This window comes from Pseudomonadota bacterium (assembly GCA_023229365.1).
Taxonomy (GTDB): Bacteria; Myxococcota_A; Polyangia; order JAAYKL01; family JAAYKL01; genus JALNZK01.
In genome coordinates this window covers 17,694-37,362 of the sequence record JALNZK010000050.1, presented here as the reverse complement: position 1 = coordinate 37,362, position 19,669 = coordinate 17,694, and the positions used below count along the sequence as shown (strand labels likewise).

General features: G+C 42.7%; 31 protein-coding genes. All 31 read left to right on the top strand.

Annotation, left to right across the window (positions count from 1 at the left end; translation table 11 throughout):
• On the top strand, positions 1–263 hold a 263-nt coding region (locus tag M0R80_18560), incomplete at its 5' end, for a hypothetical protein (protein MCK9461636.1).
• Positions 264–797 (top strand): hypothetical protein, encoded by a 534-nt coding sequence (locus M0R80_18555; protein ID MCK9461635.1) that lies wholly within the window; start codon positions 264–266, stop codon positions 795–797.
• Between the two features lie 12 nt (positions 798–809).
• Positions 810–1,376, top strand: a complete 567-nt coding sequence (locus M0R80_18550; GenBank protein ID MCK9461634.1) for a hypothetical protein — start codon at positions 810–812, stop codon at positions 1,374–1,376.
• On the top strand, positions 1,369–1,917 hold the full coding sequence (locus M0R80_18545) for a hypothetical protein (GenBank protein ID MCK9461633.1): 549 nt from the start codon (positions 1,369–1,371) through the stop codon (positions 1,915–1,917). Before M0R80_18550 ends, M0R80_18545 begins: the two co-directional genes overlap by 8 nt.
• Positions 1,914–2,411 (top strand): Mab-21 family protein, encoded by a 498-nt coding sequence (locus M0R80_18540; GenBank protein ID MCK9461632.1) that lies wholly within the window; start codon positions 1,914–1,916, stop codon positions 2,409–2,411. Before M0R80_18545 ends, M0R80_18540 begins: the two co-directional genes overlap by 4 nt.
• A gap of 203 nt (positions 2,412–2,614) precedes the next feature.
• Positions 2,615–3,034: an ELKS/Rab6-interacting/CAST family protein gene (locus M0R80_18535; protein MCK9461631.1), complete on the top strand. Its 420-nt coding sequence runs from the start codon at positions 2,615–2,617 to the stop codon at positions 3,032–3,034.
• A gap of 18 nt (positions 3,035–3,052) precedes the next feature.
• The gene (locus tag M0R80_18530; GenBank protein ID MCK9461630.1) at positions 3,053–3,988 is read left to right on the top strand and encodes an N-acetylmuramoyl-L-alanine amidase; all 936 of its coding nucleotides are present in this window, start codon (positions 3,053–3,055) and stop codon (positions 3,986–3,988) included.
• A 2-nt stretch (positions 3,989–3,990) separates the two neighbouring features.
• A complete protein-coding gene (locus M0R80_18525; GenBank protein MCK9461629.1) occupies positions 3,991–4,275 on the top strand; it encodes a hypothetical protein in 285 nt (94 codons plus the stop codon).
• Between the two features lie 849 nt (positions 4,276–5,124).
• Complete coding sequence (locus tag M0R80_18520; protein ID MCK9461628.1) at positions 5,125–5,397, top strand: hypothetical protein; 273 nt, start codon at positions 5,125–5,127, stop codon at positions 5,395–5,397.
• Between the two features lie 10 nt (positions 5,398–5,407).
• Complete coding sequence (locus M0R80_18515; GenBank protein MCK9461627.1) at positions 5,408–5,812, top strand: zinc-finger-containing protein; 405 nt, start codon at positions 5,408–5,410, stop codon at positions 5,810–5,812.
• The gene (locus tag M0R80_18510; protein ID MCK9461626.1) at positions 5,802–6,074 is read left to right on the top strand and encodes a hypothetical protein; all 273 of its coding nucleotides are present in this window, start codon (positions 5,802–5,804) and stop codon (positions 6,072–6,074) included. The genes M0R80_18515 and M0R80_18510 overlap by 11 nt, the downstream gene beginning before the upstream one ends.
• 4 nt (positions 6,075–6,078) lie before the next feature.
• The gene (locus tag M0R80_18505) at positions 6,079–6,372 is read left to right on the top strand and encodes a hypothetical protein (protein ID MCK9461625.1); all 294 of its coding nucleotides are present in this window, start codon (positions 6,079–6,081) and stop codon (positions 6,370–6,372) included.
• An 882-nt stretch (positions 6,373–7,254) separates the two neighbouring features.
• Positions 7,255–7,455, top strand: coding sequence for a hypothetical protein (locus M0R80_18500; protein ID MCK9461624.1), 201 nt, complete (start codon positions 7,255–7,257; stop codon positions 7,453–7,455).
• A gap of 93 nt (positions 7,456–7,548) precedes the next feature.
• Positions 7,549–8,217: an ERF family protein gene (locus M0R80_18495; GenBank protein ID MCK9461623.1), complete on the top strand. Its 669-nt coding sequence runs from the start codon at positions 7,549–7,551 to the stop codon at positions 8,215–8,217.
• Positions 8,218–9,129 (top strand): PD-(D/E)XK nuclease family protein, encoded by a 912-nt coding sequence (locus M0R80_18490; protein MCK9461622.1) that lies wholly within the window; start codon positions 8,218–8,220, stop codon positions 9,127–9,129.
• 56 nt (positions 9,130–9,185) lie between these two features.
• Entirely contained in the window at positions 9,186–9,563 is a 378-nt protein-coding gene (locus M0R80_18485) for a hypothetical protein (protein MCK9461621.1), read from the top strand.
• A 1-nt stretch (position 9,564) separates the two neighbouring features.
• Positions 9,565–9,963 carry a hypothetical protein gene (locus tag M0R80_18480; GenBank protein ID MCK9461620.1) on the top strand — a complete coding sequence of 133 codons (399 nt, stop codon included), beginning with the start codon at positions 9,565–9,567 and terminating at the stop codon, positions 9,961–9,963.
• 48 nt (positions 9,964–10,011) lie between these two features.
• Positions 10,012–10,917 carry a DUF4373 domain-containing protein gene (locus M0R80_18475; protein ID MCK9461619.1) on the top strand — a complete coding sequence of 302 codons (906 nt, stop codon included), beginning with the start codon at positions 10,012–10,014 and terminating at the stop codon, positions 10,915–10,917.
• Complete coding sequence (locus tag M0R80_18470; protein ID MCK9461618.1) at positions 10,914–11,429, top strand: hypothetical protein; 516 nt, start codon at positions 10,914–10,916, stop codon at positions 11,427–11,429. The genes M0R80_18475 and M0R80_18470 overlap by 4 nt, the downstream gene beginning before the upstream one ends.
• Positions 11,401–11,766, top strand: a complete 366-nt coding sequence (locus M0R80_18465; protein MCK9461617.1) for a phosphomannose isomerase type II C-terminal cupin domain — start codon at positions 11,401–11,403, stop codon at positions 11,764–11,766. Before M0R80_18470 ends, M0R80_18465 begins: the two co-directional genes overlap by 29 nt.
• Complete coding sequence (locus M0R80_18460) at positions 11,756–12,193, top strand: adenylyltransferase/cytidyltransferase family protein (GenBank protein MCK9461616.1); 438 nt, start codon at positions 11,756–11,758, stop codon at positions 12,191–12,193. The genes M0R80_18465 and M0R80_18460 overlap by 11 nt, the downstream gene beginning before the upstream one ends.
• The gene (locus tag M0R80_18455; protein ID MCK9461615.1) at positions 12,186–13,265 is read left to right on the top strand and encodes a glycosyltransferase; all 1,080 of its coding nucleotides are present in this window, start codon (positions 12,186–12,188) and stop codon (positions 13,263–13,265) included. The genes M0R80_18460 and M0R80_18455 overlap by 8 nt, the downstream gene beginning before the upstream one ends.
• Complete coding sequence (locus M0R80_18450) at positions 13,237–13,461, top strand: hypothetical protein (GenBank protein MCK9461614.1); 225 nt, start codon at positions 13,237–13,239, stop codon at positions 13,459–13,461. Before M0R80_18455 ends, M0R80_18450 begins: the two co-directional genes overlap by 29 nt.
• Entirely contained in the window at positions 13,451–14,650 is a 1,200-nt protein-coding gene (locus M0R80_18445; protein MCK9461613.1) for a glycosyltransferase, read from the top strand. Before M0R80_18450 ends, M0R80_18445 begins: the two co-directional genes overlap by 11 nt.
• Entirely contained in the window at positions 14,647–15,336 is a 690-nt protein-coding gene (locus tag M0R80_18440) for a hypothetical protein (GenBank protein ID MCK9461612.1), read from the top strand. The genes M0R80_18445 and M0R80_18440 overlap by 4 nt, the downstream gene beginning before the upstream one ends.
• Positions 15,333–16,313, top strand: coding sequence for an NAD-dependent epimerase/dehydratase family protein (locus M0R80_18435; GenBank protein ID MCK9461611.1), 981 nt, complete (start codon positions 15,333–15,335; stop codon positions 16,311–16,313). The genes M0R80_18440 and M0R80_18435 overlap by 4 nt, the downstream gene beginning before the upstream one ends.
• A complete protein-coding gene (locus tag M0R80_18430; protein ID MCK9461610.1) occupies positions 16,298–17,032 on the top strand; it encodes a glycosyltransferase in 735 nt (244 codons plus the stop codon). The genes M0R80_18435 and M0R80_18430 overlap by 16 nt, the downstream gene beginning before the upstream one ends.
• On the top strand, positions 17,029–17,556 hold the full coding sequence (locus M0R80_18425) for a hypothetical protein (protein MCK9461609.1): 528 nt from the start codon (positions 17,029–17,031) through the stop codon (positions 17,554–17,556). Before M0R80_18430 ends, M0R80_18425 begins: the two co-directional genes overlap by 4 nt.
• Positions 17,553–18,392 (top strand): hypothetical protein, encoded by an 840-nt coding sequence (locus M0R80_18420; protein MCK9461608.1) that lies wholly within the window; start codon positions 17,553–17,555, stop codon positions 18,390–18,392. Before M0R80_18425 ends, M0R80_18420 begins: the two co-directional genes overlap by 4 nt.
• Positions 18,389–18,553 carry a hypothetical protein gene (locus tag M0R80_18415; GenBank protein ID MCK9461607.1) on the top strand — a complete coding sequence of 55 codons (165 nt, stop codon included), beginning with the start codon at positions 18,389–18,391 and terminating at the stop codon, positions 18,551–18,553. The genes M0R80_18420 and M0R80_18415 overlap by 4 nt, the downstream gene beginning before the upstream one ends.
• A 150-nt stretch (positions 18,554–18,703) precedes the next feature.
• Positions 18,704–19,621 (top strand): GDP-mannose 4,6-dehydratase, encoded by a 918-nt coding sequence (locus M0R80_18410; GenBank protein MCK9461606.1) that lies wholly within the window; start codon positions 18,704–18,706, stop codon positions 19,619–19,621.
• Positions 19,622–19,669: the final 48 nt, after the last annotated feature.

The following is a 19,669-nucleotide window of genomic DNA, read 5'->3' as shown; positions in this document are numbered from 1 at the left end:
ATCTGATCAATTTTCATTATGATTCGGCGATCAAAGAGAACGGCGTTTATGTGAGAGGTTGTCTTGCGCCTTCGAAGGCGGAGGGCGGGGTTCTCGCGTTTGAATGTGCTTGTGGGAATGATACGAGAGATTTCAGTAAGAAGGGACGAAAAGGATCTTTCGAGGAAGCCGATAAAAAACAGGAAAAAGAAAATTCGATCGGTCGAGATTGGAATCTTCCGGATAGTAAATTTTACTTTAAAGAAGCGGGAGAGGTGGTTTAAATGGCATACGCAGTAGTCACTTGGACAGTTGGAGATATCATCACAGAGGCGAAACTCGATCAGATGATCGCGAATATTGATTCGATGAGAGACGGAACGGGGATCTCGGATAATGTGATTCTTACGAGGCATATTCTCGACGCGAATGTTACAGACGCTAAACTCGCACCGACGGCGAGGTTGAATAGCAAGGTAATCACGGCGACAAGAGACGGAGCGGGAGCGACGGCTTCTGTTGCATATACAGGCGTCGGTTTCAGACCTACGAGCATTCTTTGTTTGGCAAATGTTGACGCTTCTCTATATGGAAGCGAAGGATATGCGGATTCTACTAAAGCGGCAACTTGCGTTTATCGAAGTGCCGCAAATGTCACAAATCAAGGCGGGAATATCGCTCTTTACTCGAATCAATCGTCTTGGGCGCAAGGTGCGGTTGTGGCGTCCTATGACGCGGACGGGTTCACTCTTACTTGGACGAAGGTCGGTTCTCCTACGGCGGGGACGATTAAATTAGTATTTATATGCTTTAGATAATAAGGAGGAGATATGGCTGAAATCTCACGGAACAGCCAAAAGTCGGTCAAGAGCGTTCCGATTATTTGCCCTATTCTCGGATATGACCGAAGTAAAGAGTCGGAGAGCGACGCGAGTGTCGCATATTCTCTTGGGTATTTAGGGACTTTTGCGAATACGCCCTCCGCTTCGAATGAAGTTCGATTCGGGTATTCGGAGATCGCGTCGTATTTCGAGAATCTTTTCTTGGATTTAAAAATCACAACGACGGAGGCGACGCCTCTTTGTTTAAGGATTTCAAGAGATCCGATCACGATGATCCACACGGAAACGCAGAACATCGGGATTCAAAACTTTTACGGGTCGGAGGAATCAATCAGAGATACGAAGATATTAAAAGGAGATGGAACGGATTATTGGGAAATTCCGGCGGGAGGATCTCTTCTTCTTCGCGGGGTTGATGTCAATAAAATCATCGGATTCGATGATGGATATTTTCCGTTGATGTTTATGTTTGATCGTGATCCGGTTGACGCGAGTTTCAATATCGATCGTTTAAAAGTTTATGGAACTCTCGGATTGGGAGAGGGATATGCTTAAAGAAGGCACAAAGTTAAAAAAGGGGAAACCCGTTGATCGTGGGATGAAACAGGAGGCGGGAACTGCGAATCGTGCTTTGGACTTTAATTTCGCTTGGTATGGAGGCGGAAAAGGCGGAGGTGTTTCTGTTTTTCAACCCGCATATACGAGGATCTCGTTTGATTATGATGAGGATATCTTTAATGTTCTCACGAAATTGGCGAAGGCACATTCAGATCTTCAAGTTTGGGCGAGTGCGTTCACGGATGGGATTCTTTGGTATCCTATCGGAGATCCTCAACCTCTTTATTTGGGGATCGATGGCGATGGGACGATCTCGGACGCGGAGATTCTCTCACAAACGGCGAGTATGGGGGGACCTTGGACTTCGATCGATGATATTGATATCACGAAGTTCGTTGTTCAACCTATGGATCCGGCGTGGACGAAGAAAATCGTTGTCACTATTTCTTGGATGGTCGCGGGATATTGGATTTATCCGGATCCGCCTGTTGTCAGAAATAACAGATTGACGAAGATCGATTATGAGGTGGGATTATGATCAAAGAATCTACTAAAACGAGGAAGAAACCTCTCAATTATAAATTAATCACGCTCACTACTAGCAAGGCGGGGACGAATATGTTTTCGATTGATGGTTTGTGGGATTTTTGCGTGATTCCGGTTCTTCCGGATAATATTCAAGAAATTGTTCGTTTTGAGGTTTCAACGATGAGAGTTTGGTTTGCGGACGCGGTTCCGGAGGCGTATCGAGGGTTGGATCATATTATTGTAAAAGACGCGGATGATTTCACGATCACGGAGACGATTCGTCCGGATGATCCGGCGGATTGGATGCCTCTCGATTGGAGTGGAACATATATAACCGTCGATCTTACTCCGGCGATCAAGCGTCTTGGAATAAAAAAGCCGTGGATCGATTTTATGTTTATTTTAAGTGACTATTATCCGTATTCTTCGGGAGGAACTGTTGAGACGAGAAGGATCGATATGATGAAGATTGAGATTTTATATACAACGGAGGATCAAATATGATTTATCGATGTAAATGGTGCGGAATGCCTCACGATGAGAAGGTGGTTATTTGTAAGATGTGCCGTCAATGTAATTCGTGCGGGAGCGATGTCCCCGGCGGTGGTCAGATCTGTCATTTATGCGGTTTTTGTAAGGAAAAGATTGACGCAGAGGGCGAAAAAGCATAAGATTGAGATATCTTTAAAATGTAATTCGGAGGGAAAATGTTTGAGAATTTACCATCGCCATTAGGACAAATACTCACAACCGTGATATCCGCGTCTGCTATTATCTTCGCAATCTCCTATGCTTATGCTCAAATGAGATCGGGGAAGAGTAAAGCAGATTCAGATACTATGCAAACCCTCTCATCCGAACTCGGTATTATGAAAGAAAAGATCGAGCGTCTCGATTCGGAGAATGTCAATAAAGATAAAGAGATCGCGAAATTATCGGGTAAAGTCGAAGCACTTTCAAGAGAAAATACAGATTTGAGAAATACTTTGGCGTTGAGAGATCCTCAATTCGCCGCTACGATCAAGACCTTTACAGAAACGCTTCCGAAGTTGATTTCTAGTATCGAAACATTGGACAAAAACGCGATGAATCGCTACGATAAGATTATGGAATGCGTTAGCAAATAATAATCGAAAGGAAGCGTAATGAATATCCAAAACATTATCTCTCAACTCCCTCGGAAGGGAACACAGGATTCGGCTCATTCAATCGGGTCAATCACTCATATTATTGTTCATCACGACGCTGAATGGCGTCCAGAGGCGTATGACGATCTCACTCGATATCGTTCACAGGCGAATTTTCATATTGGAAGAGGCGAGGACGGGCTTCAATATCATTATAAGATCTCGAATATGGGAGATGTTTATCAATGCCGAAATCTTGCTGATACCTTGTGGCATTGTGGGAATTATCCGATTAATCGCGCCTCGATTGCGATCTGTTTAGATGGTAATTTCGAAGAACAGCAACCTACGGCACAGCAAATTCAAGCGTTGTCTGATCTTTTGGATGAACTTTGCACAAGACATCCGGAGTTTCCGGCTGATAAAAATACCGTATTTGGTCATCGTGAAGTCGGAGCGAGTGCGTGTCCCGGACGGAATCTCATCGGTTTGGTTCAGAAATATCGAGCGGTCGGAACGATGGGAGCGGTTGTTGTCGCGCCGAATCCTCCGGTTGTTCAAGATCCGCCTAAACCTCAATTCTTCAAAGTTTATGCTTTTAATGGCGAACAGGTCGGAGCGTTCACGACACAAGATAACGCTCAAAAGAAACTCGATACAATGGAAGCGGGAACGATCAAGAATCCGGCGGGTGTCATTATTATCACAAAGGAAAAGAAACCTCCGGTCGTGGTTCCGCCTTTCAAAGATGATACCACTCCAAAACCTCCCACAGAACCTCCGGTTGATGTAATTCCGCCCGTTGTAGTAGTTCCACCCAAAGAAGAGCCGAAAGTTGATTCTGCGCCGTCTGATGAGGTCTCACAGGATGTTTTGAAAGGTTTCTTGATGGGGATATGGGAACTTCTAAAAGTTATTGGTAATTTTATTAATGTCTTTAAAAGGAAGGGGTAAAAATGGATATCACAGCATTGTTAAATCTTCTCACTCTTGGGACTATTGTCGTGGGTGCGGGGATTGTTATGACAATCACGAAAGTCCTCACAGCGATTCCGGTTGATTGGTTCTCTGATCGTCCGAAAGTCACCGCTTGGCTCGTTTCATCCGTTCTAGTGATCGCGATCGGTATTTATACCAACGCGTCAGTAGCAACGATGATCGAAGTCACAACGGCGTTCGCTATCGCGTCTCACGGACTTTACGATGTCATCGTCGGGATCTACCGAAAATTAGTTAAATAGCACACGGGAGGGCGTTTTCGCTCTCCGGCGTGGTATGTAGCCAAGTTCTTTTCAAAGGGGGTGTTTCGATTGAGGCGGGGGGTTTGTCTCCTTTGCGAGGAAGAATCTTTCCTCACTCGTCATCATTTTTGGCACCCTCGATCGAAATATCGTCATTCTCGGAAGAAGAAGGATGATATTCGGTGGATCTGCGACGAGTGTCATCAATCCTATAATAAGAAGGCGGAGTGGTGTAAACATCACAAACCTTCTTGCGAGGGATGTGGCTTCGTGGCGATCTGTTGTCTCGCGTTGGGGGTGTGAAATGATCAGAGGTCAGATGTCTCGAATGTGCGTCGTGTGTCGTTCGATCCGTCCGGATCGTTTCAAGCGATGTTCGAAGGAGGACGAATCGGAGGGGTGTAAAGCCCTCAAAACATTCGAACTTCTCGAACAGATGGATCGCGAGGCGGTCAAGAAGTGATTTCGGGGAGATCGGATAAATAGTTCAAGGCGGAAGAACCCGTCAAGGAACTCCGGTCTCCCCGACCAATCTTTCCGGTTTAAAAGCCGGTTTTTTTGATATCGCTTGACAAGGTTTTTCAAGTGGAATACAATAATATCAAATGATGTCGTATGAAAGGGAGATTATGTGTAATTTTAAAGAAATGGAGGGATGGGAATTAAGAGAACGGGTCGAGAAGATCAAGGGTTATCTGATAAGAGGCGAGGTCTCTTATGAAAACGCGAGATTTATGGCGATTCCGGTCATCGCGGAGATGGATCGAAGAGGTCGAATAATCGCGAAGAAACACGGAAAGAAATATCAAAATATAAGTTTCTCAAAGTTAATGAGATAAAGGAGACAAAATGTCAAGATTGTGTAAAATTGAAACGAGAACACCGGAAGAGATGATGATCGCGAGTGCGAAAAATGTCGCGGGGATGATGGCGTTGGTTGTCATCGCGTTGATGATCGGGATATTCTTCATCGGAAGAATTGCGATCGCGTTGGATCAGAAGATCGATAATCAATCGGTTATGCTTTGCGAATCCGCGAAGGTTTCCGGAAATGAACTATGGTCGGATCGTTGCGAAGGGTATTATCTCACGGGGGACGCTAAATATTTGAGGCAGTATTAAAGGAGCAGGGATGAAGAAGATATATTGTGCGGGTTGCGAAAAATTCGTGAGACCTAGCGAAACAACGGGAGAAGAGATTTATCCGCACAGAGAAGATCTTTACGAAAAGAAGTTTCTAAAATGTGATACTTGCGGGAATTATAAAGCGTTCGATGGAGAAAAATATCCTACGCTGATACCCACTCCGGAACTACGGAGAGCGAGGATGGCGATTCACGAAATTCTTGATCCGTTATGGAAAGAAAAGAAAATCAAGCGGGGTCAAGCATACGCATTTATCAGTCACAGGATCGGACGAACATTTCACAATGAAACGATCCGGACGATAGATGAGGCGAGGGAAGCATACGAAATCGTTTTAAGATTAAAAGATAATATTGATCACGGGGATCGAGGGAGAAAAAATGGAAATTGAAAAAGTTTATTATAAAAATATGGATCTCTTGGAGGTCAAATACAAAGGCGTGATCGCTCACTTCTTTGAAGGGAACAAACATCTCACTCTTTACGATGTCGAATCGACGAATAAAGGATCCGGAGAAGTTCAAAAAATGCTTCAATTAATGATGGAAAAATATCCGGATAAAAAGATGAAGGGGACGACGCCTCTCAATCCGATTATGGAGCATATATATAAAAGTTTGGGATCGAGGAATCCGGCGGATTCCGTGGAGTGATGTGATGACAAAAGGAGCGTTAAAATTAGCGAGAGATATCTCGATCGGAGTGATCCGCGATCGTTGGGATCATCCGGAAGAGAAGATCGCGAGTAATAGTCGGGAATCTCTTCTCGAACATCCGGACAATATATGGTATTTTTGGAATCAGTTCGATCCGTTTAGTCAAGATCTGTTTTTTGAGAGAGTAAATCAAGCGAAACCTTCAAAGGCGAAGGACGAATTGCTTGATTGGTTCACGGCGGATATTGATTTGAATGATCCGCGAACAATCGCGCTGAAAAGGATGTTGAAATGATCGAATTCATTATCTTGACGATCTTCATTTATTGGGTTCTTTCGGTCGTGTTTAAGTTCGGTTTCAATATCTTGGAATATATTCTGTTTTTCATTATTGGTTTAGTCATTATCGGGAGAATTTTATTTAAGTTATATAAGGAGTGGAATGAATCGAAAGGGATCAAATAATCCGTTTTTTGGGAAAACACATACTCCGGAAGTCCGAGAGAGGATCCGGAAATCAAAGTTGAGCGAGAAGAACCCGAATTGGAAAGGGGACGACGCGGGATATTTCGCGATTCATATTTGGGTTAAGGCGAGAAAAAAGAGTGATGGATTTTGCGAAAGATGTCACAAAAAGAAGGTTCTCGATCTCGCCAATATTAGCGGAGAGTATAAAAGAGACCTCGACGATTGGGAATATTTATGTCGCAAGTGTCATATGGAGGGAGACGGGAGATTATCTAACTTAAAGAATAATAAAAGATTGGAGGCGTATGAAAGCTCAAATAACTAAAATCACGAAGCAACCGAGTAAGATGAACAATAGCGATGTTTATATGTGTTGTTTCAAGTGCGACGACGGGAAAAGTCGAAACGCGTGGATCGAGACCTCATATCGAAATTGGTCACATTGGAACGGATTATTGAAGGTCGGGAATGATCTCGATAATTTGGCGATTAATCGACGCGGTGGGATTGACGCGGATAGTTTTCCGAAGTTGATAAAAGCCGTTCCGGAGACGCCTATTGAGGCGGAGATTCTGCCGAAAGAACAAGAGTGTTTGGGGTTCGATTTACCTCCTAAAAAGAAGTATGAACCCGAATATTAGCCAAAAATTGTTGTTGACAAATGATATCAAATGAAAGATAATTAATACAAGGAAATGAGGGAGATTTTATGAAAAAAGAGTTGATCGAGCAAGGGTGGTTGACGCCTCGAATGGTCGTCGATCAGAAGTTGGTTCCGTTCTCATATCTAACATTGATGAGAAGAATCAAAGCAAACAAGATTCGCTTCTATGAGGACGAGGGAATGTTTTATTTCCGTCCGGAGTGGATCGAGGAATATAATCGGGAGCGTATTAAAAAAGTAAAGTAAAGGGAGGCGAAAATGCCACAAGAAGCGGATCCAAAGGAAAAGGATCTAAAAAAAGATTCCAAAAAAGTCGAGATCGCGGTAGATGTCTCGAAAATGCCTCTTTTGGAGAAGTTGGCTCATATTCAAAATGAGTTGAAGGCACCAAAAGGACAGATGAACAAGTTCGGGAATTATAAATATCGTTCTGCGGAAGATATTCTCGAAGCGGTTAAACCGATAGCGTTCAAGTATGAATCGGTTATCCGGTTATATGATGATTTGGTCTTGGTCGGGGATCGGTATTATATCAAGGCGACGGCGATCATCACTCACTTCGCGGATCAAGAAAACGCGGTCGAAGTTAGTTCGTTCGCGAGAGAAGAAGAATCTAAAAAGGGAATGGACGGATCACAAGTCACAGGAGCGAGTTCAAGTTATGCGAGGAAATACGCGTTGAATGGTCTCTTACTGATTGACGATACGAAAGATTCGGACGCGACGAATGACGGAAAAGGAACTCCGGCGAAAACTGATCCGGCAAAGCCAGTTGAAGATGATGGAAAGGTCTATAAATGCGATAATCCGGAATGCGGAAAAGTTATCACTAGACAAATATCGGAGTTTTCAACGAAAGTATATAAGAGACCTTTCTGTTTAGAGTGTCAAGGAAAGATCAAGGCGAATCAAGCCAAGAAAAAAGAAGAGGAATTAAATAATAAAGAAAATGATATTCCGGACGAAGCGATCGATGGTCTCTTTCCGGAGGGTCAAGAAGGAGCGTAAATGGAAGCGGTGGATAAAAAAGTTGTTCAGTTATACGGCGGAAAAGTCGAGTTGGAGTTCCGCGAATTTTGTCACAGATATTATGTGAAGAATGAGGGCGAAGAGAAGGCGTCTCTCAAAACGGGCGTCACAACCTTTCTCGGAGTGTTAAATAAACCCGCTTTGATTCCGTGGGCGGTTGGGAAAGCGATCGATTATATTTCCGATGAGTGGAAGAAGATCGAATCCGGCGAAGTAAAGTTTGAAGATCTCGATGTCAATGAGATTCTTTATAACGCGGAGAAGGCACACACAGAAGAGAAGGATCTCGCGGGAGAGATGGGAACGGCGATTCATAAATGGGTTGAAGATTATATCAAGACGGGCGAGGTTCCGAATATGCCTTCATATCCGGACGACGCGGAATTCGAGAAGAAGGTCATTCAAGGCGTAAATGCCTTTCTTACTTGGGTTGAAGAAAACGATGTCAAATTCATCGCGTCCGAGAAGTTTGTTTATTCAAAGGATCACGACTTCGTTGGAACGCTTGATATCGTCGCGGAAATCGACGGAGAATTGTATGTTCTCGATCTAAAAACTTCGAACGGAGTTTATGACGAGATGAGATTACAGGTCGCCGCTTATTTGAAAGCGGATGAAGAAGAATCCGGCGTGAAATATAAAGGTCGTTGGATCCTTCGTCTCTCGAAGGAAACCGAAGAAGAATATTATGAAAAAGCGAAGGTTAAAAACGCGAAGCGTGAGAAAAAAGGTCTCAAAACCTACGAACCCGCTCCATATCAATTATTCGAAGCGGTTTATCTCGACGAAGATGAAAACGATCTTCAAAATGATTTCGAGGCGTTTCTTCAAGTGATGAATATATTCCGATGGCAGAAAATGCGAAAGGATCAGTTCAAAGCGAAAAAGTAGTTTCCGGATCAGAGGGGATTCGTCCCCTCGAATTCGTAAATTAAAAGGGAGGTTGTATGAAGAAAAAAGAAAAGGTCGAAGAATCCGCACAGGTTATCGCGGAAGAGATTATCAAGGAGAAAAAAGAACCTACGATCGCGGAGAAGATCTCGGATAAGCCGAGCGTTTCTCAAATAACGCCAAAAGATAACGGGTCTTTTTTCAAGTGTTATCAGTTCGAGATTAAACCTCGTTGGTGGCATTTATTCGGTCGTTATGGGAAGTTCAGAGGAATGAATGATCGAATCATCAATACGGAAGATATAACGATCACTTGGCTCGGAGGAGATAGATATCAAGTATTGGTTCGAAGGTCTCCGGCGATCATTGAAGTAAAATCAAAAACGCAGAGCGAAATCGTCGATGATCTTGGCGAGGAAAGGTTCGGAAAATAAAATGGCAAAAAAAGAAGCGAAAACAGACGAAAGAAGGATCTTTCAAGCACCGGCGATTCTCGACGGGATATCTCCGTTAAAAGATAAAGGAATGAGTATCAGATTTCACACGAACGAATTATCGACGGAACAACAGGTTATTATGCTCACTTATTATCAGAAGTTCGGATATGTCACTTTTGCGGAGGACGCAAATCAAGGCGCAGAGATGATTGTTGAGACGGGGACGGATATAGAGAACCGAAAGATCAAAACGCCCTCTCAACGGCTTCGTGGGAAGATTTGGAGGGTATGGAAAGAGACGACCGATCAATCGATGGACGCGGATGAATATTACAAGCGAGAAATGGAAAAATTAATCAATTATGAGGACAGAAAAATCAATTCAGTTGACATCTAAAAAATGGCGTTTTATAGTTAATATATAAACAAAATCGGGGGGAAGCGGATGAAATGGTTCAAGCACGATTCGGACGCGCTTAATGATCCGAAGATCAAGTCACTAAAATTCAAATATGGAATGGAAGGATACGGAATTTATTTCGGTCTTTTGGAACTCATCGCGAGAGATGTCGAGGACGATCTTGATAATGTTGGATTATTATCAGAAGATTGGTCTGATGATCTTTTGTTGGGAGAGTTCGGAGTTAGTTCGGACAAACTTCGGGAGGTGTTTTCTTATATGTCAAAAGTGGGTTTAATCATTGAAGAAAATGGATCAATCCGTATCCCTAAAATTGCGGAAAGAACCGATGATTATGTCTCTCGATTATTGCGAAATGAAGGTAAAAAAGAGAGTAGTCCGAACATTGTTCGAACAAAGTCGAATAAAGTCGTCCTAGAACAGAATAGAATAGATAAGAATAGAATAGATAATAAAGAAACTATTAAAGAAAAAAAATCTTTGGATTATTTGAGATCCGAAGAAGGTCATAACGAAATATATGAAAAGTTTCCGGATTGTAAAAAGAAGGATCTCGATGTTGAGATCGAAAAGGCGATCGATTGGTTAAAATCAAAAGGTCGTGTTCAAAAAGATAATATGGCGTTTATGAGGAATTGGATCCGAAAAGCGGTCAAGGATGGAAATGTCGCGTTTCAGATGGTCGGATCTCCGGCGGTAAGGGAAGAGGAGGTTGTTTTTGTTGCCCGTGATCCGGAGAAATGGCGTGATTCAAGGCGTCAGATGATCGATCATCCGGATTTCGAGAAGCAATATCCGGAATTATTTGATAAAGTAAATAAAGAGATCGAAATGTCAGATCAAGAAATAATCGATTATGAGGATCTAAATATTTCAAGTATTATTCGCGCAAATATTAAAATGAGAAATGTCGTAAAGGAGATTGGATGAAATTCGAGAATTTGAGGTTTTGGGACGAAAAAGAAAAGAAAATGATTTATCCGGAGGGGATTTTTGATGAATTCTTTTCCGGCGGAGCGTGGATGAGTGATCTCGTCAGATTTTGGGATGAAATTGTCAATGCGGAACGATTCAAGAGTATGGAGGGCGTTGAAGCAAAAGATAAAAACGGCGACGATTTATATATTTATGACTTAGTTAAATTGACGGGATATCAAGACGGAATCGAACTAGGCGGGACAAAGTATGATCTCACGAAGCAGATATTTTGTATTCAGAAGCGATTCAGCGAGGCGGGACGCGTTCTTTTGAAGTTTTACGGGGGAGATATCATCTATGATATTAAAACGCCTAAAATCGAGAAAATCGGCACTCTCATTGAGAATGAGGAAATGTTCACGAAGCAGTTTTTAGATGAAGAAGAGCGAATGAAGAAAATTCCAAATAAAATTAAAACAAAAAAGGCGGGGGGAAATGTTAAAGGTAATAAAAAAAGTAAATAGACCTTGGGGATATTTTGAGGTTTTAGAAAAAACACCTACTTTTTGGATAAAGAAGATCGTTGTTCGTCCGGAACAAGCATTATCTCTTCAAAAACACAGGAAGAGAGATGAGTTTTGGAAGATTGTCTCCGGTCTCGGAACCCTACAAATTGAGAATGAAAATTATCTTGTTCAGAGCGGTCATATCAATAATCAAGACGAGTTCACTATTCATCGCGGGACGGCACATCGAATCACGAATATGTCGGATTTCTTCGATCTGATTTTTTACGAGATCGCGGAAGGTTTATGTGAGGAAAATGATATTGTGAGGTTGGAGGATCGATATGGAAGGTAATGAGAGAGAAATGATCGTCGCGGTTTCCGGAGGGTTGGATCCGGTTCATATCGGTCATATCCGATTAATGAAAGAGGCGTCTCAATACGGGAGAGTGAAGGTCATTCTCAATTCAGATCGGTTTTTAATAGAGAAAAAGGGATATGTTTTTATGCCGTTCGATGAGCGGAAAGAGGTCATCGAGGCGATCAAGTATGTGGACGAGGTGGTTCCGTGTATCGACGAAGATCAATCAGTTTGTGAGACGCTGAAAATGTTAAAACCCGATTATTTCGTAAATGGCGGGGATCGTTTTTCAGATAATATTCCGGAAAAAAAGATCTGCGAGGATCACGGGATCAAGATGATTTTCAACGCGGGAGAAGGCGGAAAAGTCGAATCTAGTTCGGAGTTAGTAAAAAACGCGGTGGAGGTTTTAAGTGAATAAATTTATCGCGCCTCTTCTTGCGATTGATGGCTATGGTCAATCTGCTCAAAATCTATTTTTGGCGATGAAAAGGAAGGGATTTCCGATTGAATTCGTCGCTCACGATTGGAGGAACGGGGAATTCTCAAAAAATGAGTTGTTGGATTGTATCACGAAAGAGGTAAATCCGGACGATACGGCGATTTTGTATCACTTACCGCCTACATTGAAACATTATCAGAATACGAAGCACCTCATCGCTTTTACTATGTGGGAGACGGATAAATTGCCGAAATCGTGGGTTGATTATTTGAATCATTATTGCGACGAGGTTTTCGTTCCGTCTTTCTATTGTCGGAATGTTTTTGTCTCGTCCGGCGTCAAAAAGCCGATTTCGATCATCCCGTTGGGGATTGATCTTGATACTTATAAATATTTTGATCGTCCATATCGGGAGGAAACGACCTTTTTGATCACGGGGAAGATGGATATCCGTAAAAACTACGATATGGTTATTCGAGCGTTTCAAGAGGAGTTCACGGATCCGAAAGAAAAGGTCAAGTTGATCATCAAGTCGCGGAAAGGAGCGGATGTCGAGTGGAATAAAGACGAGAGAATCACGATCATCGCGGACGATTTCACGATGGAAGAAATGTTTGATCTTTACAAGTCGGTTGATTGTTTTGTTTATCCTACGCGTGGCGAGGGATATGGACTTCCGCCTCGCGAGGCGATGGCGACGGGACTTCCGGTCATTCTCACAAATGGAGGATCTCTTCAAGAGATTTCGAATCCGATGTTCTCGTTTCCGGTCGGTTATGAGTTGATCAAGGCGGATTATCCGAATCGCGATATCTTGGGGATAGAGGAAGATCTCGGATATTGGATGGAGCCGAATTTTGGGGAGTTGAAAAAACAAATGCGAGAGGTTTATCGCTTTCCGGAGCGTTCGAAGAAGGTCGGGAAAATGGCGTCGATTCAAATGAGATCCTTTGCTAATCCGGAAATTGGAGCTAATATTATTATTGATAAGTTGAAACAAATATCAAAAAGGGGGAGGGGAAATGTTGGTAGTCATCCGGTTGGAAGATGAGATTTATGCGGTTGAATCCGATTTATCGTTCGATGAGGTTCAAGAATCAACGAGGAAGATTCATCGAGAGATCAAGGATAATGATTTCGATTATTGTCCGGACGATGTGATTGAGGCGTTGGAGGATCGAGGGATAGCGGATCGAGTTGATGAATTTGAGGTTATGGAAATAAAGGATTATGAAGATGAAAATTAGCGTCAATATGATTATTGGAGAGAGGGTCGAACCCTTCTTGAAATACGCGTTGAAAAGCGTCGATTGGGTCGATGAGATTGTGATCGTCGATACGAGTTTCAACGGGAATGAGACACTTTGGGAGCTGATGAATGTGAATCTCGATATTATGAGATTGCCGATTAAGGTGGTCAAATTTTTTCAGCACGAAACTGCGTTTGATTTTGCGAAGGCGAGGAATCTCGCGATTGATCATTCATCCGGAGAGTTTATTTTAAAGGTTGACGCGGATGAAGTTTATTATAATTCGTTTCAAGGCACTTTTGAGGGTCTCAAAGAGGGGGATCTGTTTATCGTTGAATTTTATCACTTTATGCTCGATATTTTTCATATTCAATATACGGAGCCGAAAGAGGTTTTATTCCGGAAGGATTGTTATCGATGGATCAGCAAAACGCACGAAACTTTGGAATTTATTCCGTCGGAGACGAGGACTTTTCCGAGAATCGTTCATTTACAGGATAAATTCTGTCATTTTGGATATGCTCAACCTCAACGGATTATCTTTGAGAAATGGCAACATTATGTTGATCTCGAAGGGCGATCTGATTGGTATGAGGGACAGGATCCGGATCATATTCTTGATGATCGGGCGTCAGTATCAAAGAAATTCATATACGAATATCCGGAGGCGATTCGCGGAGATGTCGGGAGTTTTCCGGTTGTTATTAAGGACGAAATTAATCCGGTTGCGAAAATAGGGTTAGTTCTTGGAACGGAATTAAACGGCGAGGAGATCTTCGGATATGTCGAGGATGTCAAAAATACGGCGGATTTTCCGATTGTTTTGGTCATTGTTTTGAGTAAATGTTCGGATGAGTTCATCGAGAGAGTTCAGAGATTGGGATATTTCACGATCATTCTCTCGGAGCGTGAGGATCTTCCGAAGATTTTGAATGTTGGAATCAAGTTCTTGATGAAGGATCCGGATATCAGATGGATCGCGTCGGGAACGAGTGGAAGGGTCGCGGAGGCGATTGAGGAGTTGAGAAAAGCGAATGTTGGGATGGTTTTTCTTGATAAGGCGTTTATCTGTCCGGTTGATGTTTATGAGAAATTGGGATTATTCCGAGAAATCAGCACGGATTCATCGATGAGTGATTTTGTAAATAGGATAAGAATGAATAATTTAAAGGTGGAGGAACTATGAGGGCGGTTTTAGTCGGTTATGGGGAAATCGGGAAGGCGGTCAAGAGCGTTTTTGATCCGTTTCACGAAATTGAGGTTTGCGAGATAGATCGAAAGCCGGAAGGTCAATTCGATATTATGTTGGTCGCGATTCCGTATGTCGAAGGATTTGAGAAAACGATCGAGGATTATCGGGAAGAGTTCGGCGTTAAGGCGATCATTTTCTTTGCTACTTTGGCGATCGGGACGACGAGCAAGTTCGAGAACGCGGTTCATTCTCCGGTTGAAGGGAAACATCCGGATCTAGCGGAGAGTATTCAAAAAATGCCTCGATGGGTTGGCGGTTATAACGAGATCGTCGGAGAGTTCTTCGAAAAGGCGGAGATTAAACCTCGATATGTCGATAAACCGGAATTCACGGAATTTCTAAAATTGCGATCAACCTCAAAATATGGGATCAATATTCAGTTCGCGAGATATGAGAAATCTGTTTGCGATGATCTCGAAATGAGTTTTGATTTGATCAAAAAATTTGATCAAGATTATAATGATCTTTACGAGGAAATGGGAATGCCTCAATTTAAGAGATATATTCTCGACGCTCCGGAAGGGAAGATTGGCGGTCATTGTGTCGTTCCGAATGCGAAGATTCTCGATAATCAATATCCAAGTGAATTATTAAAGCAAATATACAAGGAGGAAGTATGAAAAAAATATTAGTCACCGGCGGAATGGGATTTATCGGGCGTCCGTTATTGAGAGAGATATTGAAGAAAAATGATGATTGCGTCGTCGTTGTTGTCGATAATCTATCGACGGAGGTGTGCGAAGAATATGTCAAGAAGGAAATCGCGGAGTTGGAAGCGGATCATCGAGTTCAATTTATCAAGATGAATTTTGAAGAGTTTATCACGGATCAGAAGTATGATGAGATCTATCATTTAGCGTCTCCGGTCGGTCCCGTGGGCGTTTTAAAATATTCCGGTAAGATGGGCGTTGTGATCATTAATAATCTCTACAAGGCGATTCAAATGGCGTCAGAGATGGGCGCAAAGTTGATGTATGTCTCGACGAGTGAGGTTTATGGATGTAATCCGATTTTTGATCAACCCGAAGATATTCAAAAGATCGTTCCGGCGAAGATCACGACAAGGTTAGAATATGGCGTTTCGAAACTTCTCGGAGAAGTCATCCTCGAAAATACCGAAGGATTGAGTTATAACGCGATTCGTCCGTTCAATATTATCGGTCGCGGTCAGAATGCGGATCTTGGTTTTGTTATTCCGAGATTCATCGATCAAGCGTTAAGAGGCGAAGATATCACAGTTTATGGCGACGGGACGAATCGAAGGACTTTCACGGATGTCCGAGATATCACGGAGGCGATGGTTTTGATTATGAATAGTTCGATCACACGAACAGTTTTCAATATCGGGAATCCGGATAATCAGATCACGATCGGCGAATTAGCAAGGAAAATCAAGGCGATCACGGAATCAAAAGCGGAGGTCAAATTTGTTGATCCGAAAACACTTCACGGCGACAAATTCGCGGAGGCGTGGAATAAAATTCCGAATATCGATCGTGTTCGAAGTTTGATCGGATGGTCTCCGAAGTATGATCTCGAAACTACTCTTCGCGATTGTATCGAGATGGAAAGGGAGGAATTATGCAATCCGGCGTAGTTTTGAGTATTGTCGTTCCTTGTCTCAATCATATTGAAATCACAAAGGGGTTTTTATCTTCAATCTTCTTGAATACGGAAAACAATTTTGAGGTAATCGTGATTGATGACGGAAGCGACGACGAAACACAAAATATCGAATTTATGTTTCCAGAGATCGATCTTGTTATCAGAAATCGCGAGAATAAAGGGTTCGCTTATGCGGTAAATCAAGGGATCAAGATGTCGAGGGGTGGTTTTATTGCGATTTTTAATAATGATATGATTGTCAAAGAGGGTTGGGATGTCAAATTAATCAACGCGATCGGGGACTATGGAATGATCTCCGGAACATTAAAAGAACCTCCGATTTCGGTGGAAGAGTTTGAAAAAATGGAAGAACCGGAAAGGGATGAGATCTGCGATTGGGAAAAAGGTATGCCGTGGGTTTTTAAAAAAGAGGTTTTTGAGAAAATCGGGATATTTGATGAGCGTTTTGAGATTTGTCAGTATGAAGATATCGATCTTCTCGTAAGAATGGCGATTGGTGGTTATAAGTTTGCTAGTTTGAGGAATTGTTTTATTTACCACTACTCATCATTGACGCAGAAAACAGACCTAAAAGAGCGGATTCCGTTCGATTACGCTCGTCGAAATGCGGAGAGATTTGTCGAAAAATGGGGAGTGAGTTATCCGGACGGAGTGAATTATCCGTTATTCTACGAAAGGGGACGAATATGAAGGCGTTGATATTCGATGTTGATGGCGTTTTGATCGAGGCGGACGATCGGATCCGGATTAAAAAGTATCGAAAATTATTCAAGGATGGTCTCAAATTGGCGAAAAGTCCGGATTATGACGGGTCAAAGTGGATATTTGATAAATTGAAATCTCAATACGATCTCGGAGTGAGAATCAATCCGCGTCATTATAAGTTGATTAATAAAAACACCGCGAAGATCTTGAAGAAATTATCCGAAAAATATCTGTTATGCGTGACTTCGTGGGCGGATCAAGGGATAACGAGAGAAAAGTTGGTGGCAACGGGAATTTGGAAATATTTCGAAGGCGGGTTTATCAAAGGAGAAGAGTTGGAGAACGGGAGAACCCCACATTTTACCTTTTTTCAGATTGATGAGGTCGTGAGGGTTGACGACAGACCCAAAAAGATGACACAATATTTTATAAAGTTCGAGTATGGTCAATATAAAGGTCAAAAGTGCGAAGCGGATCAATATATCGAAAACTTGGAGGGGTTATTATGAAAATCGGGGTCGTCACTACTTGGAATGTAAAATGCGGGATCGCGGAGTATTCGCGAGATCTGATTTATTCTTTGATTGGTTATGGAGCGGATGTTCGAGTTATAGCGATCGGCGATAAGGAGCGGATCTATCCGGACGAGGATTTTGTTAAAAGACAGGAGCCGATCGACCTTCGAGGGCTTGATATTCTTCATATTCAGAATCAAGGGAGTTTTTGGTCAAAGGAATGGCTTGAAGGACTACTCGAAAAAGCTAAAATTCGCGGGATCAAGACGATCGTCACTTTTCACGATTCGGCGGTTTGGGACGGATTTGATTTCTCAAATATCGACGAGATCATTGTTCATCGTGAGGAGATTCTTCCGTTGAGAGAGCGTCGTATTTTGGGGATGGGGATGATTGATATTCCGGTTCAAATATGTTCGTTTGGGATCGGGAGAAACGATAATCGGGCGATTCAAGAGATGTGTTATCGTCTCGGATTCAAATATAATATTTATGATCCGAAAGATGAGTGGTTATCAGAAGCGGAATTGATGAATAATCTCAAAAAGAATGACGCGATTGTTTTGTGGTATGGCGAGGTTGGGATCGTTGGATGTTCGGCGGGGATTCGAACGGCGATCTCTTCAAGGCGTCCGGTCTTTATTTCAAGCGTCAGATGGTTCGATGATGTGCCTCTTCTGTCCGGCGTTTATCGATCAAGGGATATTGAGGATCTCGAAGAGAGTTTGAGATTATATTTTAAAGATACGAGAAGCGAATATATGAAAATTAATAATTGGATGGCGATTGCGGGGAAGCACCTCGACATCTATGAAGGGAGCGTAAAGTGAAGGAAACGGATTATTGCCGTCTTTGGAGGGCGGAGAAAAAGGAGAATGTTCGGTTGTCGAACGAGAATCTTCAATTAAAGGAACTTCTTCGAGGGGTCGAAGAAAATGCGAAGCGTGTTGTCGCGGAAGCGGAAGGGAAGAAAAATGAAGCCAAGAAGTGAGGAGTTAGGGGAAATATTCGGGATGTTGATAATCACGGGGTTGATCGTTTGGGCGTTTAGTGTGATCGGAGGATATTTCAAATTGCCTCCACAGGTTAGTTTTGCGATGGCGGTATTATTTATATTTATGAGAGGAATAGGAGGAGAGTTATGAAAAAAGCACTTATAACAGGCGGAGAAGGGTTTGTGGGCGGTCATTTAAAGACCGAGTTAGAAGAGAACGGATATCAAGTTTTCTTGACAAGTAGGGTCGCGCAAGAGGGATATATCAAGATGGATCTTTGCGATTATGAGGAAGTCAGATCCGTCATCAATGAAGTGAAGCCGGATGTTATCTTTCATCTCGGAGCGATCGCGTTTGTGCCTTCAAGTTGGCAGGACGCGGAATTGACGATGAATGTGAACCTCAACGGGTCACTTCATCTTCTCGACGCGGTTCGTTCAATCGGGATCGATCCGGTCATTCAGTTGGCGGGATCAAGTGAAGAATATGGGATGGTTTATCCGGAAGAAACGCCTATGACGGAAGAGAACCCGTTGAGACCTCTCTCTCCGTATGCGGTTTCAAAAATCGCGATGGATTTTCTCGCATATCAATATCATAAAAGTTATGGATTAAAGACGATTCGGGTAAGGGCGTTCAATCATTCCGGTTATGGACGAGGCGAAGCGTATATGACATCCACCTTCGCGAAGCAACTCGTCGAGATCGAAAAAGGAAAGAGGGATCTGATAAAACACGGAGATCTCTCATCGATCAGAGATATCACGGATGTTCGAGATACTGTTCGAGCTTATCGCCTATTGACGGAAAAGGGTAAATATGGCGAAGTGTATAATATCGGAACGGGGAAAGGGTATTCTGCACAGGAGATTCTCAATAAATTGTCGAAGTTGATGGCGATGACGCCAAAGACAGAAATTGATCCGGATCGGATGAGACCTTCGGATGTGAAGATTCTGATCGCGGACGCGTCGAAAGTGAAGGCGGAGACGGGATGGGAACCTCAATATTCGATCGATGAAACATTGAGCGAAGTTCTTCGTTATTGGATGGAAAGAATCTAGTTGACAAGGCGATTTTGTGATATAATTTCTTCATTAAAAGGAGATATC

Bases quoted from the DNA above. Each gene is read 5' to 3' on its own strand.
- M0R80_18440 (MCK9461612.1), top strand. From the start codon at position 14,647: ATGAGGGCGGTTTTAGTCGGTTATGGGGAAATCGGGAAGGCGGTCAAG.
- M0R80_18545 (MCK9461633.1), top strand. From the start codon at position 1,369: ATGCTTAAAGAAGGCACAAAGTTAAAAAAGGGGAAACCCGTTGATCGT.
- M0R80_18525 (MCK9461629.1), top strand. From the start codon at position 3,991: ATGGATATCACAGCATTGTTAAATCTTCTCACTCTTGGGACTATTGTC.
- M0R80_18420 (MCK9461608.1), top strand. From the start codon at position 17,553: ATGAAAATCGGGGTCGTCACTACTTGGAATGTAAAATGCGGGATCGCG.
- M0R80_18530 (MCK9461630.1), top strand. From the start codon at position 3,053: ATGAATATCCAAAACATTATCTCTCAACTCCCTCGGAAGGGAACACAG.
- M0R80_18480 (MCK9461620.1), top strand. From the start codon at position 9,565: ATGGCAAAAAAAGAAGCGAAAACAGACGAAAGAAGGATCTTTCAAGCA.
- M0R80_18485 (MCK9461621.1), top strand. From the start codon at position 9,186: ATGAAGAAAAAAGAAAAGGTCGAAGAATCCGCACAGGTTATCGCGGAA.
- M0R80_18445 (MCK9461613.1), top strand. From the start codon at position 13,451: ATGAAAATTAGCGTCAATATGATTATTGGAGAGAGGGTCGAACCCTTC.
- M0R80_18410 (MCK9461606.1), top strand. From the start codon at position 18,704: ATGAAAAAAGCACTTATAACAGGCGGAGAAGGGTTTGTGGGCGGTCAT.
- M0R80_18425 (MCK9461609.1), top strand. From the start codon at position 17,029: ATGAAGGCGTTGATATTCGATGTTGATGGCGTTTTGATCGAGGCGGAC.
- M0R80_18500 (MCK9461624.1), top strand. From the start codon at position 7,255: ATGAAAAAAGAGTTGATCGAGCAAGGGTGGTTGACGCCTCGAATGGTC.
- M0R80_18430 (MCK9461610.1), top strand. From the start codon at position 16,298: ATGCAATCCGGCGTAGTTTTGAGTATTGTCGTTCCTTGTCTCAATCAT.
- M0R80_18540 (MCK9461632.1), top strand. From the start codon at position 1,914: ATGATCAAAGAATCTACTAAAACGAGGAAGAAACCTCTCAATTATAAA.
- M0R80_18510 (MCK9461626.1), top strand. From the start codon at position 5,802: ATGGAAATTGAAAAAGTTTATTATAAAAATATGGATCTCTTGGAGGTC.
- M0R80_18550 (MCK9461634.1), top strand. From the start codon at position 810: ATGGCTGAAATCTCACGGAACAGCCAAAAGTCGGTCAAGAGCGTTCCG.
- M0R80_18490 (MCK9461622.1), top strand. From the start codon at position 8,218: ATGGAAGCGGTGGATAAAAAAGTTGTTCAGTTATACGGCGGAAAAGTC.
- M0R80_18450 (MCK9461614.1), top strand. From the start codon at position 13,237: ATGTTGGTAGTCATCCGGTTGGAAGATGAGATTTATGCGGTTGAATCC.
- M0R80_18475 (MCK9461619.1), top strand. From the start codon at position 10,012: ATGAAATGGTTCAAGCACGATTCGGACGCGCTTAATGATCCGAAGATC.
- M0R80_18520 (MCK9461628.1), top strand. From the start codon at position 5,125: ATGTCAAGATTGTGTAAAATTGAAACGAGAACACCGGAAGAGATGATG.
- M0R80_18535 (MCK9461631.1), top strand. From the start codon at position 2,615: ATGTTTGAGAATTTACCATCGCCATTAGGACAAATACTCACAACCGTG.
- M0R80_18435 (MCK9461611.1), top strand. From the start codon at position 15,333: ATGAAAAAAATATTAGTCACCGGCGGAATGGGATTTATCGGGCGTCCG.
- M0R80_18460 (MCK9461616.1), top strand. From the start codon at position 11,756: ATGGAAGGTAATGAGAGAGAAATGATCGTCGCGGTTTCCGGAGGGTTG.
- M0R80_18515 (MCK9461627.1), top strand. From the start codon at position 5,408: ATGAAGAAGATATATTGTGCGGGTTGCGAAAAATTCGTGAGACCTAGC.
- M0R80_18555 (MCK9461635.1), top strand. From the start codon at position 264: ATGGCATACGCAGTAGTCACTTGGACAGTTGGAGATATCATCACAGAG.
- M0R80_18470 (MCK9461618.1), top strand. From the start codon at position 10,914: ATGAAATTCGAGAATTTGAGGTTTTGGGACGAAAAAGAAAAGAAAATG.
- M0R80_18505 (MCK9461625.1), top strand. From the start codon at position 6,079: ATGACAAAAGGAGCGTTAAAATTAGCGAGAGATATCTCGATCGGAGTG.
- M0R80_18495 (MCK9461623.1), top strand. From the start codon at position 7,549: ATGCCTCTTTTGGAGAAGTTGGCTCATATTCAAAATGAGTTGAAGGCA.
- M0R80_18465 (MCK9461617.1), top strand. From the start codon at position 11,401: ATGTTAAAGGTAATAAAAAAAGTAAATAGACCTTGGGGATATTTTGAG.